This window comes from Acidimicrobiales bacterium (assembly GCA_035540975.1).
In the GTDB taxonomy this organism is placed as follows: Bacteria; Actinomycetota; Acidimicrobiia; order Acidimicrobiales.
In genome coordinates this window covers 1-21,053 of record DATLFN010000009.1, presented here as the reverse complement: position 1 = coordinate 21,053, position 21,053 = coordinate 1, and the positions used below count along the sequence as shown (strand labels likewise).

Annotated in this window: 20 protein-coding genes and 1 tRNA gene; 9 read left to right on the top strand and 12 right to left on the bottom strand. The window is 72.4% G+C overall.

Annotated features, from left to right (window positions below; genetic code table 11):
• Positions 1 to 153: 153 nt before the first annotated feature.
• The 4 genes from VM242_01530 to VM242_01515 all read right to left on the bottom strand — a co-directional run bounded on the left by VM242_01530 (position 154) and on the right by VM242_01515 (position 6,395).
• A complete protein-coding gene (locus tag VM242_01530) occupies positions 154 to 1,077 on the bottom strand; it encodes a lysophospholipid acyltransferase family protein (GenBank protein HVM03827.1) in 924 nt (307 codons plus the stop codon).
• A complete protein-coding gene (locus VM242_01525; GenBank protein ID HVM03826.1) occupies positions 1,078 to 2,664 on the bottom strand; it encodes a lactate racemase domain-containing protein in 1,587 nt (528 codons plus the stop codon).
• A gap of 192 nt (positions 2,665 to 2,856) precedes the next feature.
• A complete protein-coding gene (locus VM242_01520) occupies positions 2,857 to 4,020 on the bottom strand; it encodes a zinc-binding dehydrogenase (protein ID HVM03825.1) in 1,164 nt (387 codons plus the stop codon).
• A complete protein-coding gene (locus tag VM242_01515; GenBank protein ID HVM03824.1) occupies positions 4,017 to 6,395 on the bottom strand; it encodes an HAD-IB family phosphatase in 2,379 nt (792 codons plus the stop codon). Before VM242_01515 ends, VM242_01520 begins: the two co-directional genes overlap by 4 nt.
• Positions 6,396 to 6,444: 49 nt before the next feature.
• Between VM242_01515 and VM242_01510 the strand changes: the two genes are divergently transcribed.
• Entirely contained in the window at positions 6,445 to 7,035 is a 591-nt protein-coding gene (locus tag VM242_01510; GenBank protein ID HVM03823.1) for a TetR/AcrR family transcriptional regulator, read from the top strand.
• Positions 7,036 to 7,089: 54 nt separating this feature from the next.
• On the opposite strand, the gene VM242_01505 is transcribed toward VM242_01510, so the two are convergent.
• The 4 genes from VM242_01505 to VM242_01490 form a co-directional block, all read right to left on the bottom strand.
• Complete coding sequence (locus tag VM242_01505; GenBank protein HVM03822.1) at positions 7,090 to 8,490, bottom strand: ABC transporter substrate-binding protein; 1,401 nt, start codon at positions 8,488 to 8,490, stop codon at positions 7,090 to 7,092.
• Positions 8,490 to 8,972 carry a sigma-70 family RNA polymerase sigma factor gene (locus VM242_01500; protein HVM03821.1) on the bottom strand — a complete coding sequence of 161 codons (483 nt, stop codon included), beginning with the start codon at positions 8,970 to 8,972 and terminating at the stop codon, positions 8,490 to 8,492. The genes VM242_01505 and VM242_01500 overlap by 1 nt, the downstream gene beginning before the upstream one ends.
• A 94-nt stretch (positions 8,973 to 9,066) precedes the next feature.
• Entirely contained in the window at positions 9,067 to 9,549 is a 483-nt protein-coding gene (locus VM242_01495; protein ID HVM03820.1) for a hypothetical protein, read from the bottom strand.
• On the bottom strand, positions 9,546 to 9,800 hold the full coding sequence (locus VM242_01490) for a hypothetical protein (protein ID HVM03819.1): 255 nt from the start codon (positions 9,798 to 9,800) through the stop codon (positions 9,546 to 9,548). The genes VM242_01495 and VM242_01490 overlap by 4 nt, the downstream gene beginning before the upstream one ends.
• An 87-nt stretch (positions 9,801 to 9,887) precedes the next feature.
• On the opposite strand from VM242_01490, the gene VM242_01485 reads away from it, so the two are divergent.
• Complete coding sequence (locus VM242_01485) at positions 9,888 to 10,850, top strand: mechanosensitive ion channel family protein (protein HVM03818.1); 963 nt, start codon at positions 9,888 to 9,890, stop codon at positions 10,848 to 10,850.
• Positions 10,851 to 10,954: 104 nt separating this feature from the next.
• Here the strand turns inward: VM242_01485 and VM242_01480 are convergent, their stop codons facing one another.
• Positions 10,955 to 11,122 (bottom strand): CsbD family protein, encoded by a 168-nt coding sequence (locus tag VM242_01480; protein ID HVM03817.1) that lies wholly within the window; start codon positions 11,120 to 11,122, stop codon positions 10,955 to 10,957.
• Positions 11,123 to 11,174: 52 nt separating this feature from the next.
• A complete protein-coding gene (locus VM242_01475; GenBank protein HVM03816.1) occupies positions 11,175 to 12,191 on the bottom strand; it encodes a glycosyltransferase family 4 protein in 1,017 nt (338 codons plus the stop codon).
• Positions 12,192 to 12,255: 64 nt separating this feature from the next.
• Here VM242_01475 and VM242_01470 point away from each other — a divergent pair, with 64 nt between their 5' ends.
• Together VM242_01470 and VM242_01465 are read left to right on the top strand one after the other, a co-directional pair.
• Complete coding sequence (locus VM242_01470; protein ID HVM03815.1) at positions 12,256 to 12,912, top strand: acetoacetate decarboxylase family protein; 657 nt, start codon at positions 12,256 to 12,258, stop codon at positions 12,910 to 12,912.
• A gap of 21 nt (positions 12,913 to 12,933) precedes the next feature.
• A tRNA-Val gene (locus VM242_01465) sits at positions 12,934 to 13,007 on the top strand.
• Positions 13,008 to 13,500: 493 nt separating this feature from the next.
• Here VM242_01465 and VM242_01460 read toward each other — a convergent pair.
• Together VM242_01460 and VM242_01455 are read right to left on the bottom strand one after the other, a co-directional pair.
• Positions 13,501 to 14,775 carry a hypothetical protein gene (locus VM242_01460; protein ID HVM03814.1) on the bottom strand — a complete coding sequence of 425 codons (1,275 nt, stop codon included), beginning with the start codon at positions 14,773 to 14,775 and terminating at the stop codon, positions 13,501 to 13,503.
• A gap of 44 nt (positions 14,776 to 14,819) precedes the next feature.
• Positions 14,820 to 15,194, bottom strand: coding sequence for a plastocyanin/azurin family copper-binding protein (locus VM242_01455; protein HVM03813.1), 375 nt, complete (start codon positions 15,192 to 15,194; stop codon positions 14,820 to 14,822).
• Positions 15,195 to 15,405: 211 nt separating this feature from the next.
• On the opposite strand from VM242_01455, the gene VM242_01450 reads away from it, so the two are divergent.
• The 5 genes from VM242_01450 (at position 15,406) to VM242_01430 (ending at position 20,559) form a co-directional block, all read left to right on the top strand.
• Positions 15,406 to 15,939 (top strand): sigma-70 family RNA polymerase sigma factor, encoded by a 534-nt coding sequence (locus VM242_01450; protein HVM03812.1) that lies wholly within the window; start codon positions 15,406 to 15,408, stop codon positions 15,937 to 15,939.
• Positions 15,936 to 16,679: an anti-sigma factor gene (locus VM242_01445; protein HVM03811.1), complete on the top strand. Its 744-nt coding sequence runs from the start codon at positions 15,936 to 15,938 to the stop codon at positions 16,677 to 16,679. Before VM242_01450 ends, VM242_01445 begins: the two co-directional genes overlap by 4 nt.
• 3 nt (positions 16,680 to 16,682) lie before the next feature.
• Entirely contained in the window at positions 16,683 to 17,408 is a 726-nt protein-coding gene (locus tag VM242_01440; GenBank protein ID HVM03810.1) for a hypothetical protein, read from the top strand.
• Positions 17,409 to 17,981: 573 nt separating this feature from the next.
• Positions 17,982 to 18,512 (top strand): hypothetical protein, encoded by a 531-nt coding sequence (locus tag VM242_01435; GenBank protein ID HVM03809.1) that lies wholly within the window; start codon positions 17,982 to 17,984, stop codon positions 18,510 to 18,512.
• Between the two features lie 310 nt (positions 18,513 to 18,822).
• Positions 18,823 to 20,559, top strand: a complete 1,737-nt coding sequence (locus tag VM242_01430; GenBank protein HVM03808.1) for a hypothetical protein — start codon at positions 18,823 to 18,825, stop codon at positions 20,557 to 20,559.
• Positions 20,560 to 21,053: the final 494 nt, after the last annotated feature.

The following is a 21,053-nucleotide window of genomic DNA, read 5'->3' as shown; positions in this document are numbered from 1 at the left end:
TTCCCCATTGAAGGAGCGCGGGGCGGGAGGCGTCGTTGGCACCGCCCCGGCTTCTGCTGGTCGCCCATTCTACCGACGGCGCTCCCCCTGTCGACCGAGCGTTCTCGTACCCGGAACGACCCGGATTCGGGACGTTTCCGGGACGAGAACGGTTCAGTGGCGCGGCGTGGAGCTCCGCGGGGGCCAGGGCTCGGCGTCGCCGCTGCGGCGCCGGTTCTCCTCCAGCGCCCAGGCCCGGCGCCAGCCGGTGACGGCGGGACCCGTGAGCGCCGGCGTGGTGCCCGCCGCCGCCCGTCGTCGGGACGCCCACAGGCCGGAGGCCCGCTCGTCGGCCAGCACGGCGATCTGGCGCTCGATGCGGCCGGCGAAGTCGTGGGCGCTCTCGCCCTCGCGGACGTGCAACGGGTGGCCGAACGTCACCTCGGTGGTCGACGGGCGGACCCCCTTGGCGCCCTTCTTGAGGATGCGCCGGGTGCCGGCCAGGTGGACGGGGACCACCGCCCGGCCCGTGCGGACGGCGAGGTAGGCGGCGCCGGCGCGGTGGCTCTGGCCCCAGCCGTCGGGGCTGCGCCCGCCCTCGGGGAAGATGACCAGGCTCCAGCCCCGTTCGAGCAGGGAGACGGCCAGCTTGGTGGACTGCGGGCTGACCCGGGTGCGCTCGACGGGGACGGCGTTGATCGTGAGCGCCCACACGGCGCCCTTCCACCGCTTGTCGAAGAAGTAGTCGGCGCCGGCGGCCACGGCGGTGCGGTGGCGGAACCGGTCGGGCAGCGACGTGAGGACCAGGGGGGTGTCGACGTGGCTGTTGTGGTTGGCGGCGAAGATGGCGGGCGCCTCCAGCGACTCGATGCGGTCCAGCCCGTCCACGAACGGCGACGCCAGGCCCCGGATCATCGGCCGGGTGACCCCGTCGAGGATGAGGGCCCGGGCCAGGCGGGCCGGGTAGCGGCGGGCCCACGACGTGTCGTAGTGGACTCCCGTCCTCCTCTCGACCGGCGGCCGCGGCACGCCTCCCGGCCACGACGGCGCGGCCAGCGGGAACCGGCCCCGGGGGCGGAGCAGCTTCAGCGCGCCCACTCAGGTCACGTCCGCGATCAGCAGCGGCGGGGCGTGGAGGTGGGTGATGGACGGCCGGGGGCCGACCACGTCCTCCGCCATCTCCAGGGCGTCGCGCAGGGTGGACGCCGGCTTGAAGCCCATGCGCCGCACCGCCTTGGGGTCGCCGCCCACCACGATGACGCCGCCCAGGTGCTGGAGGGCGTGGGCGCACCAGTACCACATGTAGAGGGCGTGGACGCCGTGGTATGCGTGGCTGGTCCGGTACAGGTGGATGTACCACGGGTCGGTGGCGAACGCCTCCTCGTACTTGGCTTCGATCTCCACCGGGTCGAGCGTCTCGGGGAGCACCTGGTCGAAGAAGTCGAGGTAGCTCGGGTGGTGGACCGGGTGGAAGGAGAAGGGGGTGGGGTGGTGCATGATCAGCACGCCGCCCTGGCGGACCAGCGGCCTGCCCCGGTACAGGTTGAAGAAGTACCCGAGGCCCTGGCACGCCACCAGCAGCGGGTTCATGATCGAGTTGACGTTGTAGGGCCCTATGTACGGCAGCCCCATGGTGAGGATGTCGGTCTGCCCCGACACCTCCACCATCTGCTGGGCGTGGACGTTGGCGGTGGTGATCTCGTGGACCGCCTCCACCTCGCCGGCCTGGACGCTGGTCATCCGGTGGGGCGCCTTGATCCCCATGAACACGGCGTTGCGGGCCCGGGCGGGCATGCGGTCGAGGCCCTTGCTGACGGCCAGGTACGTAGCCCGGTCCCTGGCCGTCCACTCCCACTCCCGCTTGTACAAGAAGGCCATCTGCTCGGGGAAGGTGTCGGTGTTCAGCGTCGTCTCGACCTGGAAGACCTTGACCCCGCTGGCCGCGATGTGGCGGCCGATGCGCCAGGCGCTGGAGTGCAGGGCCGAGCGGTGGCGGTCCATCAACGAGCGGGTGTGCTGGAGCGTGCGGGCGTTGTGGTGGTGCTTGAGCGAGCGGTACGACGACACGCCGGTGGCCAGGCTCTTGTGGCCACCGTCCATGGCCACCAGGTTGATGTTGACGTAGACGACCAGGTCGCTGTTCGCCACCCGTGAGTCGAGCTCGACGTCCTCGCCCTCGTCGGTGGTGCCGAGGTGGGTGAGCTTCGCCCGGTCCTCGGCGTCGAACTGGCGCAGCCGCCCGATGGAGGAGAAGGAGTCGTGGATGCGGTCGCCCAGGGCGTGGCGCAGCTCGGGCTCGGTCATGCGCCGGTGCAGGCCCAGCGCGGCGATCAGCTCCACGTCGTCCACACCCGCCTCGGCGGCCAGGTCGAGGACGGCCTCGATGACTCGCTGGCGGTTGTCGGGCCGGCGCATGGGCGGGAGGGGGATCGACAGGTCGTCGAACACGATGGTGAGCCGCATGCCCGGCCGCAGCAGCGACGGCAGGGGCTGGCTGTCGCCCACCGGGTTGAGGAGGGCGTGACGGACGGCGGCGTCGGGGTCGTCCAGGGGTGCGAGGGGCTCGGGCGGGTAGACGATGCGGCTCCCCGCCGGGAGGCGCTCGAGGCGGAACTGCTCTCCGTGCCAGAAGAACGTGGGGGGCGTGGAGCGGTCGACGTCGAGGACGAAGCCGGGACGGGGCACTACTTCGACCTCATTCGTCCGCTCCGCTCACTCCATTCGGTCGAGCTGACGGTGCTCCGGCGGGCGAGCAGAGCTCGCGCCGCCTCCGCCCGGTTCTTCTCGGGGTGCCCGCATCCGGCGCGGCCGCCTGCGGCGGCCGCGGCGGCCGCGGGCGGAGGCGTGCGGGAGCGGCTGGTGTGCGTGGTCACAGCTCTAGCGGTTCCTTCCAGGACGTTTGGCGGAGCGGAGGTCGAAGGCGATCTTGACGGCACCCCGCCGGCCCGCCGCCCCGGCGTGGTCCAGCGCCTCGCGCCAGTGCTCCAGCGGGTAGAGGGCGGACACGAGGCGCTGGAGGCCGGCGTCGGCCACCAGCTCGAAGGCGGTGGCGAAGGTGTCGTGGCGGTAGGCGTAGGAGCCGACCAGGCGGACCTCGCGCTGCCACAGCGGGGTGAGGTCGACCTTCACGGGGCCGGGCATGCCGACCAGGACGATGGTGCCCCGGGGGCGGACGACGGCCAGTGCCTGGGCCAGCGACCCCTCGTTGCCCACGCAGTCGAACACCACGTCGGCGCCGCCCGTGAGCCGGCCGTCGACGGCCAGCGACCGGGTCTCGCGGCGGACGGCCCGGGCGACGCCGTCCGGCTCGACGACCTCGTCGGCACCCAGGTCGCGGGCCAGCCGGCGCTGGACGTCGTGCTTGGCCGACGCGATCACCGCCCCCGGCAGGGCCAGCCGGCGCAGGGCGGCGACCGTGCACAGCCCGAGCGTCCCTGCGCCGAGCACCGCCACCACGGCGCCCTCGGGCACAGCCGTCGACACGACCCCGTGCACCGCACAGGCCGTGGGCTCGACCATCACCGCCGCCTCGTCGGCCATCCCGTCGGGCACGGGGTGGAGCTGGCTCTCGTGGGCGACGAGGGCGGCCGACCACCCGCCGCCGGTGTCGGCGCAGTACCCCGTCTGGATGCCCGGCTCCAGGCACCCGAAGGCGACCCGCTCGCAGTTGCCGTTGTCGCCCCGGGCGCAGGCCGGGCACGGCGGGTCCACGGCCCGGGCGGCGCAGGCCAGGACCGGCTCGAGCACCACCCGGCGCCCGTCGTCGAGGTCGCCCACCACCTCGTGGCCGGGGACGAACGGGAAGCTCACCACCGGCTCGAACCAGCGGCTGCTCCTGGCGTCCACCGTGGCCAGGTCGGACCCGCAGATGCCGGCCAGGCGGGGGCGGACCCGGTGCCACGCGGGGCCGGGCAGGGCGGGCTCCTCCACGTCGGTGAAGTGGAGGGGGCCGACCTTGGCGCCCCGGCCCGGGGCGAGGGCGGACGCCACCCGGGCGGCCGCGAACCGGGGCAGCGACCGCTCGTACACGAGGGCCTTCACCCGTCGCCCCTGGCCAGGGCGGGCCGGCGGTCGGCCCGGGCCCGGCGGTTCTCGAGGAGTGGCCCGATGGGGAGGAAGGGCCGGGGGCCGCCCGGCGACTTCGACCACTGCTCGACGTGCCAGCCCCGCTTGCGGGCGATGGCGGCCAGCTTGGCCTCGGGGTTGACGGCGACGGGGTGGCCGACGGCCTCCAGCATGGGCAGGTCCGACGCCGAGTCGGCGTAGACCACCGACTCCTCCAGCTCGAGCCCCTCGGCGTCGGCGTACGACCTCATCACCAGGGCCCGGGCCTCGCCGGTGGGCGGGCCGGCCAGCAGCTCGCCGGTGAGGCGGCCCTCGGCGTCGGTGCCCAGCTTGGCGCACACGATGTCGTCGAACAGCGGCCGCAGCGGCTCGACGACGAAGTCGAGGGCCCCGGTGATGAGCAGGGTGCGGTGGCCGAGCGCCCGGTGCTCGCGCACCCGGCGGATGCCGCCGGGGAAGGCCTTCTCCAGGATCAGGTCGGAGAACATCAGCCACGAGTCCTCCCGCACCTGGCGCTCCGACGCCCCCTCGTAGCGGCGGTAGAAGTGGCGGAGGAAGTCGCCCCGGTCCCGCCGGTCGAGGGCCAGCAGGGTGGGCGCCTCCTTCAGGGTTCGCAGGACGAACCGGGCCCGCTCGCCGGCGGGCAGGTGCCGGGTGGCCAGCCACGAGTAGGACTCCACCACGTTGGAGGCGATGAGCGTGTTCTCCAGGTCGAACGCCGCCATGTGGCGCTGCGGCGACAGCACCGCCTTGCGGCCCCGGTCCTCCCGCGACGGGCTCTTGCGCTTGCCCGGCGTGGTGCGCACCCGGGCCTGGGCCACGATCGACGGGAGGTGCACCTCCTGCACGAAGTGCTGCCAGTCGATGACGATCGGGTCGAAGGAGAACGCGTCCTTGTCCTCGGCGGGCAGGGACTCCGACAGGGCCAGCAGGCGGTCGACCCGGAACACGGCCTCCGTCTCGGCGTAGGCGCCGTACAGCTCGACGTAGCCGAGGGCCCGCTCGGCCTGCGTGCGCCTGTCCTCCAGGCGGCCGGAGAGCTGGGCCTGCTTGCCCCGGATGGGCAGCGTGGTGACCACCTTCTCGGCCGTCGTGAGCGCCTTGGTGGCGCGCTGGAGCTGGCGCTGCACCCGGCCGCGACCGGGGAACGACCACTCGGGCACCACGATGGGCTGGCCGTCGGTGTCGTACAGCGGGTGCTCCTCGAACCACGTCTGCACCAGGCGGACCAGGCGGCGGTAGCGCAGGGGGTTGCGGAAGCCGGACGCGACCTGGATCACGTCGGGCCCGTCGGGCGCCGGGCCCCGGGCGGCCACCGCGATGATGGCGGCGACCACGAAGTCCACGGGGATGACGTCCACCACGCCCTCGGGGATCCCGGGGAACTCCTTCAGCAGCCCCCGCCCGTAGGAGATGATCACCGGCTCCGCCATCCGGAAGCCGCGGATCCAGCCGGGACGGGGCTCGGCCAGGGCCGACTCGATGATCGACGGCCGGACGATGGTGAGGGGCACGTCACCCCGGGTGGCGAGGGTGGCTCGCTCGCCCAGGGCCTTGGTGTAGGCGTAGGCGTCGGGCCAGCCGAGGGAGTGGGCCCGGGACTTGCCGGCCTCGATCATCTGGTCGCGGACCCACTCGGTGCGCAGCTTCTCGAGCTTGTCGGCCAGGAGCGGGCCGCCGGCGGCGCCCAGCTCGCTGCGGGCCTTCTTGGCGAACCCGGCCAGGCGCTCGGGCCGCCGGCTCTCCGACTCGGCGTCGGAGCGGGCCTTGCGGGCCGCGTCGACCTCCGCCCGCCAGTCCACGTCGATGGCGAACGGGGTGTCGGGGAGGAGGGCCTCGGGGGAGTCGCCGCGGCGGGTCCCGGCCACGTAGGCGGTGGAGACGGCGACAAGGTGGGCGGGCGGTCCGTCGCCGGCGGCCAGGACCTGCGCCACCCGGGACGGGCCCAGGAGGTTGACCTCCACCGCTGCGTCCAGGGGGGAGTCGAAGCTCACCGAGGCGGCCGAGTGGATGACCACGTCGCACGAGCGCAGGGCGGCGGCGGCGTCGTCGCTCAGGCCCATCCCGTCGACGGAGACGTCGCCCGCCACCGCCGTCAACCGCCGCTCCACCTCGGCGTCGAAGCGGTCGCCCCACTCCCCGCGCAGGCGGTCGAAGCAGTCGTTGCGCACGATCTCGCGCCGCACCCGCTCGGCCGCCGACGTGCGCTTGCCGGCCCGGACCACGACCACGACCTCGCAGCCGGGCACGGCCCGCAGGAGGCGCTCGACCAGGGCGGTGCCCAGGAACCCGGTCGCGCCGGTGACGCCGATGCGCTTGCCCGCGAGGGCCTCGGGAATCATGGCGGCCATGTCTACCATTTGGTAGAGGGAGCCACCGAATCCTCTACCATCCCTCTCGATGACGTCTCTGACGGGGGAGCGGGTGCTCGCCGCCGCCGTGGAGTCGTTCGGTACGCGGGGCTACGAGGCCACCTCGCTGGACGCCCTGGCGAAGACGCTGGGCGTGCGCAAACAGACGATCCTCTACTGGTACCCGAGCAAGGACGCCCTGCTCGAGGCGGTCATCGACCGGACGGCGGTCGAGCTGGCCGCCGTGCTGGAGCGGGCCCTGTCCCGGGCGGGCGGCGGTTGGGACCGGGTGGAGCGGATCGTCATCTCGGTCTTCCGCGTGTCGGTCCGCCGCCCCGAGCTGCTGGGCGTGGTCCGGGAGGCGAGCCGCCTCGGGCCGCCGGCCGCGACCCGTCTGCTGGCCGCCGTGGAGCCCCTCATGGCCCGGGCCACCGGGTTCCTGGCCGACGAGATGGCGGCCGGCCGCATGCGGTCACAGGACCCCCGCATGGTGCTCCTCGCCGCGTACTCGGCGGTGTTGGGCATGGCGACGGAGGTGGAGGTGCTCCGGGCACTCGGCTTCCAGCCCACCGCCCGTGACCTCGTCCGCCGCCGCCGCCAGCTGCTCGCCTTCTTGAGGTCCGCCCTCGGCGTCGCTTAGCCCGTTCTCTGGACGCCAGACGCCGCCATCCGGCGGGATACGTCCTGAGAACGCTCAGATGAGGCGGCTGAGCCAGGTGCCGAGGAAGGCGGCCACCAGGTTGTTCACCCGGCTGTCGACGCCGTCCATGTCGAACAGGTCGCTGCGCCAGGTGCCCTGCTCGACCGCCCGGACGGAGACGCCGCCCTTCTGGCGGGCCACCTCGATGGCCAGCTCGGTGGCGGCGTACGACACCAGCGCCCGGTAGGACGTGGAGCGGGTGGTGGACCGGAAGCGGGCCGCACCAGGGGTGTCGGCGGTGGGCCAGGGCAGGCCCAGGACGGTGCGGGCGCCGATCGCCTCGGGCATGGTGTGCAGCCCGGCGTAGGCGGCGGACGGGGCGAGCACGGTGCCGAAGGCGGGCAACCACAGGACCTGGAACGCCGCCTTCATGCACCTGGCGGCCAGGTCGGGCGGTCCCGCCACGGCCAGGGCGACCGCCCCCGTCCTGCGCAGGGCGATGACCTCGGGCACGCAGCTGGTGCCCTCCCTGGCCGTCACGCTGGTGGTGGCGGTCCTGCTGGCCAGGCCGGCGGCCAGCGCCGAGTCGGGGCCCGGCCCCACCACGACGCCGACGACGCCGTTGAGGCCCTGGCGGCGCAGGACGCCGGCCAGCTCGCTCCCCGCCAGCCTGGACGTCAGCTCGGCGGGAACCACGTTCGGGCCCGCCATCGTGGGGTCGGCCGGGAGCAGCCAGGGGGTGCCCCCGGGCGCGGCCGCGGCGCCGAAGCCGCCCACCAGCGCGTCCACCTTCCCGCCCAGCTGGGCGACGGCGTCGGGGTTCTCGGCCGGCGCGGTGGCCAGCTCGACGGGCACGCCGGCCACGCCGCCCGCCGCGTTGGCGGCGTCCACCCGCTGGCGCACCACGGCGGCCACCTCGGCGCCCTCGGCGGCCAGCGCCCCCGTGGTGGGCACGATCAGGCCCAGGCGCAGCGGGTTCGCCACCGTGGTCTGGCGCGGGCGGGCGTTGGGCGGCGATGCCGGCGGGGCGAGCGAACCGGCGCTGCTCTCCGGGGTGGCGAGATCGGAGACCACGGGGCGGACGTCGTCCTCCGGGACGTCGACGACGGTGATGCGGTCCGTGCGCTCGGCCACCGTCGTGGTCGTGCCCGACGAGGCGGCGTCCAGCCCGGACGGGGCATCGCCGCTCTCGGCCACGACCATGACCGTGGCGACCAGGGCGGCCGCCGCCACGAGCGGGCGCCGGGCCCTCCTGCGCTCGGGGACGGGCGACGGCGCGTCGTCGGGGTCCCGCATGGCGACGAAGGGCTGGGCCCGCAGCCACGAGCGCAGGCGCGCCAGCTCGTCGACGTGGCGCTGGCAGCGATGGCAGCGCAGCACGTGGCCGCCGACCCGGTCGCTGCCCTCGCCGTCGAACCAGGTGGCCAGATCGATCTTGCGAGGATGGCGGCCCATCAGCGGATGCGCCTGGAGGCGAGGAGCCGGCTCGCCTTGCGACGGGCGGCGTAGAGGCGGGACATCACCGTGCCCTCGGGAACGCCCTGGACCTCGGCGATCTCCTTGTAGGAGAGGTCCATGACCTCGCGGAGCCAGAGGGCCTCGCGGAGGGGCGGGGAGAGGCGCTGGAGCAGGACCCACGCGGCAGCCATCTCCAGGGCGGCGACCACGACCTCGTCGGGCGCCGGTACGGGCGAGACGTCGTCGTCGGTGAGGACGGCCGACGGCCGGTTGTTGCGGAGGCGCTCGAAGCAGCAGTTGCGGACGATGGCCAGGAGCCAGGTGTCGAGCTTGGCGGGGTCGGCGGAGCCCCAGGCGCGCCAAGCCTTGAACCAGGCCTCCTGGCAGACGTCCTCCGCAGAGTCGGAGCCGAGGATCGCGCGCGCGTAGTGGAGTGCATGCTTGGCCTTCGATCGGTGAAAGTCCTCGAAGGAGGTCATTCGCCCTTTGCCAGTGAGAGACGGTGCGCGGTCGCGGAATATTCGCCTCTTCTGGCCGGGCGACCTGCCGGATCGGGCGGACGGGACGATCCGGTCATCGTCGCGACGGTCGCGATCCGGGGGGTGTGTAGCGCTTGCTGGCCTTGGGGGGCCCGGCGGGAGCGCGGGGCGCGACGGCCGCCTCTCCGTCGGCCTCGGCGCCATCGCCAGCCGCCGCCCGCCGCCTGCGGGAGACCCGGGGGGCCCGCTCCGGGCGGGGCCTCGGCTCCGGACGGGGTGCCCGGATGACGAGCCAGACGGCCAGGACGAGGAAGGGCAGGCCGACGAGCCACAGGAACCCCCAGGGGCCGAAGGACAACAGGGCGGCGGCGCCGCCGGTGAACAGGCGGCTCCGGCGCCGGGCGGCCAGGGCGAGGAGGGCGCTCATGATGACGCCGATGCCGGCCAGGGCCACGCCCGCCGGCTCGTCGAAGCTGGGCGCCCACAGGGCGACGGAGACGGCGGCGCCGAGGCCGGCTGCCAGGAAGGCGTAGCGCTGCTCCCGGTCGTCGAGCGCCGCCCCGGTGGCCCGGTTCACCGGCTCAACCGCAGGCGCCACGGCCGGGCGACGGCCCACGTCTCGTCCGGCCCCCGCTCGTCGAAGTGGAGCTCCAGCGCCGCCGAGGGGTCGTGGGCGTCGCCGGGGACGTCCTCCACGACGGCTGCGCCGGCCCGCCGTTCGTCGAGTACGGAGCGCAGGCCGAGGGTGATGGCGGTGACGACGACGCCCGACGCGGTGTGGCGCCGCCAGCCTGCCGTCGTCGGTTGTCGGAGGTCCCCGGCGGGCACGGGCCCACCGTACCCGGGAGGCCGGACGAAGGAGCGGCGGGATGAGGGTCCCGGACGCCCTTCGCGGCGCGCGCGAGGCTTGCCGCGGTGGAGGAGCACGGGTACGTCTACGACCTGCTGCGCGAGCTCGGGGTGGGTGACTTCGGCGCTCGCACCGGCGAGTTCCTGATGCGGCCGCTCAAGGTCGTCCTCGTGGTCCTCGTCGGCATGGTCGTCAGCCGGGTGGCCGTGCGGGCCGTCCGCCGCTTCATTCGCACGCTGCACGCCCGCGCCCCCGTGCGCAGCGGTTCGGTGCGGGCCGAGCAGCGCGTCTCCACCCTGAGCGACGTGCTCACCAGCCTCGTGCGCGCCGTGATCGGGATCCTCGTGGTGCTGGTGGTGCTGGGCGAGGCGGGCGTCGACCTCGCCCCGCTGCTGGCGGGCGCCGGCATCGCCGGGATCGCGGTCGGCTTCGGTGCCCAGAGCCTGGTCAAGGACTTCCTCTCCGGGTTCTTCATCCTCCTGGAGGACCAGTACGGCGTCGGCGACGTCATCAACCTCGGAGACGCCACCGGCACGGTGGAGGACATCACCCTCCGGGTCACCCGGCTGCGGGCGACCGACGGGACCGTGTGGTTCGTGCCCAACGGCGAGATCAAGCGGGTGGGCAACACGTCGATGGAGTGGTCACGGGCGCTGATCGACGTGCTCGTCGCCTACGACTCCGACCTCCCGAAGGTGGTCGCCGCCATCGGCGACGTGGCCCGGGAGTTCGCCGCCAGCCCGGACTGGGAAGCCGCCGTGCTCGACCCGCCCGAGGTCTGGGGCGTGCAGGCCATGTCGGCGGAAGGGCTCACCATCCGCCTGGTGGTGAAGACGGCCCCCCGTCAGCAGTACGCCGTGGCCCGGGAGCTGCGGGGCCGGATCACCGAGCGCCTGCGGCGCGACGGCGTGAAGGGGCCCGGCCAGACGGTGCAGACGGTCCTGGTCACGGCCGGGTCGCTCGACAGCGGCACCCCGCCCCCGCCCCCGCCCGAGGCCGACGCCGCGCCCGGTCCGCCGCCGGGCTGACGGCCCGGCGCCGACGACCGGTCCGCCCCCGGCCTGACGGGCGGCGCGACGCGGGCCGCCTCGGGGGAAGGCGGCCCGTCGTCGATCGTGGAAAGGGGGGTCGGTCAGTCGCGGTTCAGCACGTCCCGCACCTTGTCGGCGGCGTCGCCCGCCTTCTCCTTGAAGGTGCCGGTGGCCTGGTCGACCTTGCCCTCGCGCTGGAGGTCCTCGTCGTCGGTGAGGTCGCCGGCCGCTTCCTTGGCCCGTCCCTTGAGGTCGTCGAAGTTCGTCATGCCCGACGCGTACCCCCGGCCGAGCCGGCGTACACCGTCGGGAGCCGCCCGGTCAGCGGGCCAGGATCTCCTCGAACAGCTCGAGGTGCTCCCGGACCATGCGGTCGGTCGAGAAGTACCCCTCCACCGAGGCGCGGCACTCGGCCCGGTCGATCTCGTCCAGGCGGCCCAAGGCCCGGATCATGTCGTCCTCGTCGTCGCACAGGAACCCCGTCCTGCCGTGCTGCACGACCTCGGGCGCCGCCCCCTCCTTGAACGCCAGCACCGGGGTGCCGCAGGCCATGGCCTCGATCATCACCATGCCGAAGGGCTCGTTCCAGCGGATCGGGAAGATCAGGCAGCGGGCGTTGGCCAGCAGCTCGAGCTTCTCCTCGTGCGGGACCTCGCCCACGTAGCGCAGGTGGTCGTTGAGGTAGGGCCGCACGTTGGCGTTGAAGTACTCGTGCTCCCACGGCTCGCGCATCTTGGCCGCCATGATCAGGGGGACGCCGGCCCGGTAGCAGATCTCGGTGGCCCGGTGGGCACCCTTGTCGGGCGACATCCGGCCCAGGAAGAGGCAGTACCCGCCGTCGCCCTTCCCGAACGGGAAGGCGTCGACGTCGAGGCCGTGGTGGATGACCCGGGCCGCCGGGATGTGGGGCGCCGGGCGGCCCTGGGCGTGCGAGATGTGGATCAGCGGGACGCGGTCGACGATGCGGCGGTAGATGTCGACGAGCTCGTCGTTGAAGGGCCCGTGGTTCGTGGTGACCACCTTGATGTCCGGGAACCGCTGGGCGTAGACCGGGCCCATGACCGTGTGGTCGTGGACGATGTCGTAGCCGGCCACGGCCTCGTAGGCGGCCATGATGTGGCGCAGCTCGGGGACGACCATGCCGATGCGCTGGTGCTCGGCCTCGGGGAGCGTCCACTGCTTCGGGACGGGGCACGTCGAGTCGCCGGTGGTGAAGAGGAGCACGTCGTGGCCGGCTCGCTGGAAGCCGGTGGCCAGCCGGTCGACGACCAGTTCGATCCCGCCGTAGAGCTTCGGTGGGACCGGTGTCCACGGGGGGGCGATCACGGCGATCCGCATCGGGCCAGTCAAGCATCGCCGGGTCCCGGAGCGACACTCGGCCGCGCACGCGTACGGTGGTCCTGTGGCCGAACCTCCCTGGCTGCTCCACGGTGAGGGGCTGCTGGCGTGGTGCGCCCCGCCGCCCTCGCTGCCGGCGGCGGTGCCACCCCGGGTAGCCGCTCTCCCCGGTCCGGCGGCCGTGGTCGCCATGCGCTACGACGACTCGCCGGTCGGCGCCTACTGCGAGTTGTCCGTCCTGGTACCGGCCCGGGTCGGGCTGAGGCCCGGGATGTGCGTCGTCGCCATGGCCGTGACGTCCGCCGACGCCCGCCTGGAGTGCCGGCGCCTGTGGGGCCTGCCCGCGGAGGTGGGCACCCTGCGCTGGGAGGCCGACGGGCGGGACCGGGCCATGGTGTGGGAAGGCCGGGGGATCACCGTCCGCGCCCACCGGACCCGCCACGCGCTGGCGGCTCTGGTGCCCGTGCGGTCCCTCCAGTGGCGCGACGGGGGGCCGGTCGTCGCGCCGAGGCGCCTGCGGGCGCGGGTGGCGCTCGCCCGCTGCCACGTGGGGGTGGACGACGGCGACGACGCGCTGGCGTGGATGGCGGGCGCCCATCGGGGCCTGGTGATCCAGGGGGCCAGCATCGTGGCGTCGGCGGCACGCCGCCCGGCGGGCATGCTGTCCAGTGTCCCGTGGCGCGAGCGGGTCCTCCCGACCCCTGCCGAGCCGGCCGGTTGAGCGACTACCATGTCCGGTCCCGGGCGTATGGCTCAGTTGGTTAGAGCGCAGCCTTCACACGGCTGAGGTCACAGGTTCGAGTCCTGTTACGCCCACCGGGATAAGCGCAGGTCATACCGCTATTTGGGTTCGGTCAGCGCCGGCCCTTCCCCGGGGCTGGTGCACATCTGGCGCACACTGAACGTCGGTGTCGACGCCCCGGCACGGCCGCTGATCGTAGCCAGTCTTGGGACCTCGTAGACGCTGGTCGTCGGAGCCTTGTTGCGCCGGCAACGAAGCCGACGGCGACCATACGTGCCTGCCCAGTCACGCAGGTGCAGAGCGCCGCCGGCCGAAATGGGCAGGGCCGAAAGCGTGAGAAGGGGGAGGGTCGCGAGTCGCACGGTCGGCCCTCGCTCGGGGGCTCACCACGTCATCGGTGCTGGTCGAAGGCTGGGATGGGCGCGGCGCGGTTCGAGGTCGGAATCGCCTGGTTGAACCGGCAGGGTCGGGGCGCGAAGCCAGCCCGCCCCAGAACTCGGGGCGGGCTGGCTTGTTACGACCGGGACTGGCCGCGAACGAGTGTCGTGAGCGGTCGCGGGGGGTCGGCTACACCGTGAACTTGTCGGCGAACTGCTTGACGGTGGCCTCGGCGAGGACATCGGCGGTGCCGGACATGTGGTGCACGGCGCCACGCAGCGCCGTGGCCGTCTTGACGGCGTCGCCGGCCTTCTGGGCGTCGACGACCGCCTTGAGGGTGGTGGCGTGCATCTTGATGGCGTCCTCGACCGCCGCGGCGGGGAGGTTGGAGTTGACCGAGTTCATGGTCGTGCCGAACGTCTTGGCGTAGGCGAGAAGGTCCTGGACGGCCTTGTCGGCCTTGGCCTGGTCACCGCCGGCGATGGCCTGGGTGTAGGCGACGAAGGCGGGAATGTGACCGTTGCTGCGCCAAAGACCGTCGAACGCCTTGCCCACGTCGTCGCCGTAGACGCTCTGGACGGCGCCGACGATGTCGGCGGTGTTGCTGCCCGTCGGGCCGTTCAGGGCTGCGGCGGCGGCCTCGAACTGCGGCATGCGGCCGCCGAGGGCGGCGCCGGTGGCGCTGGCTGCCAGGTAGACGTGTTCACGCAGCAGCGAGGTCATGCCTGCGCGCAGGTCGGCGGCGGGCGACGAGGCGTCGCCGTCGAACTTGTCGGGGAACTTCGCCGCGGTGGCGCCGGCCAGCGTCTCGGCGAAGCCGGCCATGTGGCCGTACGCCTCGCGCAGCGCCGAGTACACCTTGGGCTGGTCGCCGGCCTTCTGGGCGTCGATGACGGCCTTGAGGGTGGTGGCGTGGTGGGTAACGCCCTCTTCCACTGCGGCGGCCGGGAGCTTCGAGTTGACCTGGTTCATGGTCGTGCCGAACGTCTTGGCGTAGGCGAGCAGGTCGGCGACGGCCTTGTCGCCCTTGGCCTTGTCGCCGGCGGCGACGGCCTGGGTGTAGGCGACCACGGCGGGGATGTGACCGTTGCTGCGCCACAGCCCCTCGAACGCCTTACCCGTCTCGGCGCCATAGGCGGAGCTGATGGCGGCGACGAGCTCGGAGGTGTTGCTGTTCTCCGGGCCGTTGAGGGCCGCCGCGTAGGCGTCGAAGCCCTTGGCGTCGCCTCGGAGAGCGGAGCCGGTGGCCAGCGCGGCGAGGTACACGTGCTCGGTGAGCAGACCGGTCAGGCCGGCCCGCAGGGTGGAGGCTCCCGTCTCGGAGGTGACCGAGGCGAGGGTTGCCTCGCTGTTGTCGGGGCCGGCTCTCGCGACCCCGTCGTCGCCGTCGTCGCCGCACGCCGCGCCGACGAGGGCGAGAGCCAGTAGCGGAGCGCCGAGCTTGAGCATGGTCTTGCGTTTCATGTGGGTTCTCCTAGGTGCTGGGTTGGGGACGCTGTGGTTGTCGATCATCGGACTCGCACCTCGCCGCGCATGGTGGCGGGGTGGATCTCGCAGAAGTACGGATAGGTGCCGGGTTCGTTGAAGGTGAACTCGAAGGTGTCGCCCGTCGCGATCTCGCCCGAGTCGAACCTGTCGTCGGGCATCTCGGTGACGCCCGCGCCGCCTTGCTCGACGGTGCCTGATGTAACGGTGTGGGCGCCGGCGTCCTCCTGTTTCCAGGTGACGGTGGCTCCGGCGTCGACCGTGAGGTTCTCGGGCCGGAAGGCGATCAGGCGCATCGTCACCTCGTTCGCTGTCGGGGCGGCGTCGCCGTCGCCGTCGGAGCTGTCCTCGCCACCGCACGCCGCCGTTGTCACGGCCACGAGGGCGACGACGCCCACCGCCAATGCGCGTCGGCGTCGTTTGCGGCCTGCTCGGTATTGGTCCACGAGCGGTGTTCGGAGGCGGGGGGCAAGCGGATTGGACATTGCCGCGATCAGTCCCCGCATTCCGAGGTGACGCAGACGCGCCATGCCATCCCCGCGGCGTGGTGGATCCGAAGACCGGGACGTGGGACGAGACGACCTCAAGGACGCCAGCGACGCCGCTCTCGTGGTCGCCATCGGGCGGTGGCGTCACGACGCGCTCGCGGAGGCGTTCCGCCGCCACTCGGGTGCCGTCTTCGCGCTCGCCCGTCGTGTCCTGAATGACGCGGCGCGAGCCGAAGAGGTCGTGCAAGAGGTGTTCCTGCGGTTGTGGAACGCGCCGGATCGCTTCGATCCCGGCCGCGGGTCGCTGCGCTCCTACCTGCTGGCGCATGCTCACGGGAGGGCTGTCGACGCAGTCCGCTCCGACAGCTCGCGTCGCCGCCGAGAGGACCGGGACGCCCTGCGGGACTCGGTCGCCGACTATGACCTCGAACGTCAAGTCGGCGACGTGATCGTGGCCGAACACGTGCGAGAAGCGGTCGCCACCCTCGCCCCCGGGGAGCGCGAGGCCATCGAGCTCGCGTACTTCGGCGGGCACACCTACCGAGAGGTCGCCCTGATCCTCGATGAACCCGAGGGAACCATCAAGTCCCGCATCCGCTCCGGGATGATCCGGCTGCGCCACGGCCTGATCGACGCCGAGTACGTGCCGTCGTGACGGTTTGTCTGTCCCACGACGAGATCCGGGAGGTGCTGGCCGCCTTCGCCCTCGACGCAGTAGACGGCGATGAGGCCGAAGCGATCGAGCTACACCTGCGGGACTGTCCGCGCTGCCGCGCCGAGGTCGTTGACCACCGCGAGGTGGCCGGCGCGCTGGCCGCCGGCCACGAGCCCGCCCCCATTGGGACCTGGGACAGCATCGTCGAGGAACTCGAGTCGTCGCCCTCCATGCGCCTCGCCGCCGTGGCGCCCATCGCTGTGTCTCGGTTGCGTCGGTCGCTGCGTGTCGGCGTGGCGGCGACCGCCGCCGCCTCCCTGGCCCTCTTCGGCGTCGGCGTCGTGCGGCAGGAGCAGCGCTTCGACGCCATGCAGGCCGGCCTCGAGGACCGCACGGTCCTGGCTGCTGCGCTCGCTGCCCACGGGAACTCCGACGCCCGCCAGGCCGAGCTGCGGTCGGCCAACGGCCTCGTCTTGGCCCGCGCCGTGCTCGTTCCTGACGGCACCGGCTACCTCTCGAGCGACGGCCTCCCCCGAACCGCCGCTGACCGCACCTATCAGCTCTGGGCGATCGTCGGCACCGAACGCATCTCCGCCGGCGTGCTCGGCCCGAGCCCCAGCGTGGCGCCCTTCCGGTTCGCCGGCGACGTCGTCGGCCTCGCCATCACCGAAGAGGTCGCCGGCGGCGTAGTCGCATCCGAGAACCAGCCCGTCGCCTCCGGCCTGATCGTCGACGCCTAAGCCGTGACCACCACCGTCGTCGCCCGAGCCGTCCCCGGACCTGTCGCCGCTGCCTGGCCCCTCCGTGTCGCCGCCGCCGGCGGCCTCGCTGTCGCCGCCGGCGCTCACTTCGCCGCCTTCCCCGCCCACCGCGGCGAAGGAGTGGTCACCGCCGGGTTCTTCATCGTTGTGGCTGTCACCCAGCTCGCCACAGCGCTCGCCGTGGCCCGCGGTTGGAGCGCGGCCATCCGGCACGGCGTGGTCGCCGGAAACCTCAGCGTCCTCGCCCTGTGGGCGTGGTCGCGGACCGCCGGCATTCCCTTCGGCTCCCATGCCGGCGTGGCCGAAGCGGTCGGCCTGCTTGACCTCGCGGCGGCCGGGGCGCAGGTCGTTGCGGTCGCCGCCGTAGTGATGCTCCCACGGACGTGGACGCGGCATGCGATCCTCGGTCCCAGAATCGCAGTTCTCGCGGTCGCAGCTGTCGTCGCGGTCGGCGGCGCCGGCTTGGTGCCGTCGGCCCACGCCGATCATGCCCACGACGCGGACAGGGCGTCATCAGTGACCGTCGATGCGCCCGCGACTATCGCTACCGACGGCGCTCCCGATGCGGCCGGCGTCGTCCCGTCGGCCGACATCGCGCCTGTCGAGACGCCTTCGTCCCCCAGGAAGAGCACCACTGCCGGAGAACCAGATGCCGGTCAAAGCCACGACTCGGGCCACGCTCACGCCGAACCGCATACGCACCCCTAGCCCCACGAGCCTCTCCGCCATCCCGGGCGGCGCGGCCAGCGAATGCCTCACTTGCAGATCCACTCCCGCTCCCACGATGGAAAGCTCGTCCCCGCGGCGAACATGACTGCCGGGGTCAGGGAAGCTCGAGTGAGACGGGGCGAGGCCGGCTCCGTCGACCTGTTCGCCACGCTGAAGGAAGCGTTCGCGGCCGTCTGCGCGGCGGCCGTCCTTGCGGGTTCGACCGCCCGACCGCCTTGGCGCTGCCGGGTGGGGCCGCTGTGATTCAGGATCGAGAAGCGCACCCCGCCGTGGAACGTCATGACCGCCCGGCCGTGACGCGTTCGCTCTGGGGCTCGTGGCCGCCGTCGCCGTCCTCAACTCGTCGTCCTCACACTGAGGCCCGGCCGTCGCTTGCAGCGCACATGCACACCCAAGGATCGAGGCACACGGCGACGGCCGCATGGGCCTGCAATCGGTTGAAGCGCGTCCGCACCGAAATCTCCAGGGAGCTCCACACGCCACGTAGGCCGCCATACGGAGGCATCGGCGCTGACAGGCATCCAATCGTCCCCACTGCGTCGAACCATCCCTGTGAACGCCCTCGATTCCATCCGTAAGATGCGTTTCACGACACCGATGGTCGTGCTGTCGGCGATGTTCGTCGGTGCGGGCGGGTTCATACATCTGCGCGAGTGGCTCGATGTCTACCGACAGGTCCCCGCAAACGCGCCAGGCTCCGCCGTGGTTCGGATCGGGTTCCCCCTCAACGCCGCGGCATCGCTTGTAGTTGTCATCGCGCTGGTGCTCGTCTTTCGCCGTCGCTCACGGCTTACACAACCCGTCATCCTTGCCGCCATCGCGTTCCAAGCAGCGTCCCTGGCGACGCTCATCGCCACCCGCGTCGGGTCGGTGTTCGGGTGGTCGGAGCCGAGTTGGACACCGGGCGCCGAGCAAACCCGCGCCGTCGAGGCCGCAGCGATCATCGCCCTCGTGACGCTCGCAGCACTGAGCCGCCGCGACCGCACTGGCGGGCACTTCGACGCGCGGGATCGCGACGACCTTTCTCCCGACATCGCGAACGATCGCGACGGGACGACGATCCTGGCTCCGATCCCAGGATGACGTTCCGAATGTCCACGAGCGCGAGGGCTCAAGGCCGATAGGAGTTGTCGCTCGTTGCTGAGAGACGAGCAGTCCGGGTCCTTCGAAGACGAGGACCGGACAGGCTTGCCTGTGGGCTGGCGTCTCTCTCACCACGTCTCGAACCGCTCCCACCGGCGGCAGCTCCTCGGGTCGTTCGATCGGCGGCCCCCGAAGGCACAGGTGACCGCGCCCTGAGATCCTCCGCGCCGCCTCGTTGGACGGGGCACGTCGGAGGTGAACGTCGCCGCGGTGCAGCCTCCACGCGCCCTGCAAGAGCAAGAATGCGGTGATGCAGCCTTCGCACCGCCCCCATGGCGCCGAAGAGAGCCCAGAGGGCAAGCGGCCTGCCAACGACGCCGAGCTGGGTTTCGTCCGTCGGCCCATGGTTCGCTGGCTCGATCCGCACCAGCTCGCCGACACCGCGGCGCGGGTGGCGGCGTCGGGCTTCACGACCTCGTACACCGACACCCGGGAACTACAAGCGCTCATGCCGGGCGAGGTGCTTGACCGCTCTGACGCCCAGGAGCTCTGGGTGGACTATGCCTCCGACCTGGGCGATGGCTTCAACTCGACGTATACGGTCGCCAGCCTCCTCGCCCGGCCCGATCTCGAGGTTCGTAGCGAGGGTCGGACAGACCGCACCGAGCGCGGCGCACTGCTGGTCCTGGGCGGAGACCAGGTGTACCCCGTCCCGACCCGGCGCGAGTACGAGAACCGCTTCCTCGGTCCCTACCGTGCTGCCCTGCCGTGCGCTCCGCCCGGCAATACGCCTGAGCTCCTGGCCATCCCGGGAAGCCACGACTGGTACGACGGCCTGGTGAACTTCTCCAGCATCTTCTGCCGCGGGCGCCGCATCGGCGGCTGGCAGACGACCCAGGCCCGGAGCTACTTCGCCGTCCGCCTCCCTCACCGGTGGTGGCTGTGGGGCATCGACCTCCAATTCGGCGACTACCTCGACGAAACCCAGGTCGCCTACTTCGCCGAGGCGACGGCGAGCCACATGGAGCCGGGTGACCGTATCGTGGTGTGCCTGGCCAAGGAGGTAGAGAGCGGTCGCAAGGGCACGGAGGTGTCTTCCGACCGGAACCTGGCGTATCTCGAGCGTGAGGTCGTGACGCCGGCCGGCGGGCGGGTCGCCCTGTACCTCAAGAGCGGCCGGCACTACTACGCCCGGTACGAGGCGGACGGGGGAAGTCCCCAGCTGGTCACCGCCGGGGGCGGGGGCGCGTTTCTGCACCCGACGCACGCCCTCGCCGAGGTGGCAAAGCCGCCCGGTGACGAAGCCTCCGGCCCCTACCGGCGGGCGGCGGTCTACCCCTCGGCCGACTGGTCGCGCAGGCTCCGCCGGAGGATCTGGCTGCTCCCGGCCTTCAACCTGCCGCTCGCGGGCGTGCTCGGGATGATCCAGGTCTTGCTCGCGTTCATGTTGAACCTGCACCTCGATGAGCGCCATCGCGACATCGGGTTCGGGGACCTGCTACCGGCCCTGTGGGAGAGCCCCATTGCCTTCCTGCTGATGATGCTCGTCATCGGTTCGCTGGCCGCCATGATCCGCCTCGCCCACGACGCCAGCGGCGTCCCACGCCTCGTGATCGGTCTGGCGCACTCGGCGCTGCAGTTCGGTGGGCTGGGTCTGGTCCTCGTCGTATCGTCCTCGCTGGCCAGCCGCCTAGAGGGGACCGCGTCGCTGCTGGTCTTTCTCGCCCTCGTGTGGGGGCTCGGTGGCCTCGGCGGCATCCTCGGCATATCGGGCTACCTGTGGGCGACCAACTGCTTCGGGTTCCACGCCAACGAGGCCTACGCGCCACTGCACCACATGGACCAGAAGAACTTCCTGCGTCTGCACATCGACGGCGAAGGCGGCCTCAGGCTGTTCCCCATCGGGATCGAGCGAGTGGGCCGCCGCTGGGTCTTCCGTCCCGACGCCTCGGCCCACGAGCCATGGCTCTCGCCTCCGGACGGCGAGGACCTCCACACCCATCTGATCGAAGCTCCGATCCGCTTGGAGCGGCGTGAACCGGACTGATCTCGGGGGCGCCGCGTGAGTGCCTGAGGTCCGTCAGCGCCCACCCTCTCCGCCGACTACTCAGGCGGGCCGCCTCTCGGACCAGGCTATCGACAACGGTGCCGACCGCCGCCACCGGCGCATCGGCACCACGAGCCGTCGAGCCCTCTCGTCGTTCGGCCCACGAAGAGTCCACCAGGTGATCGGCCCGGTGAGCGTGCCTCGGACGCCGCTGACGGGCATGTGCGCCGACGTCCCTATTTCCGGGATGGCCGCCGGTTTCAGAGTCGAGTAGCGCCACCACGGCGGTCATAACCTTCGCGCCGTGGAGAATCGGGACCGTGGCCACTACGAGCGGCGAATAACGTGCGGTAGTACTTGGATAGCGGGGGCGCGCCGCAGCTTCAACGGTGAATGACCGACCGCCGACGACCTCCTATCGGGGAATGAACAGGGGGACGACGGCGAGGTCGGGTGCACGGGCGAAACGGGCCAGCCAGTCGACGGGGTCGACG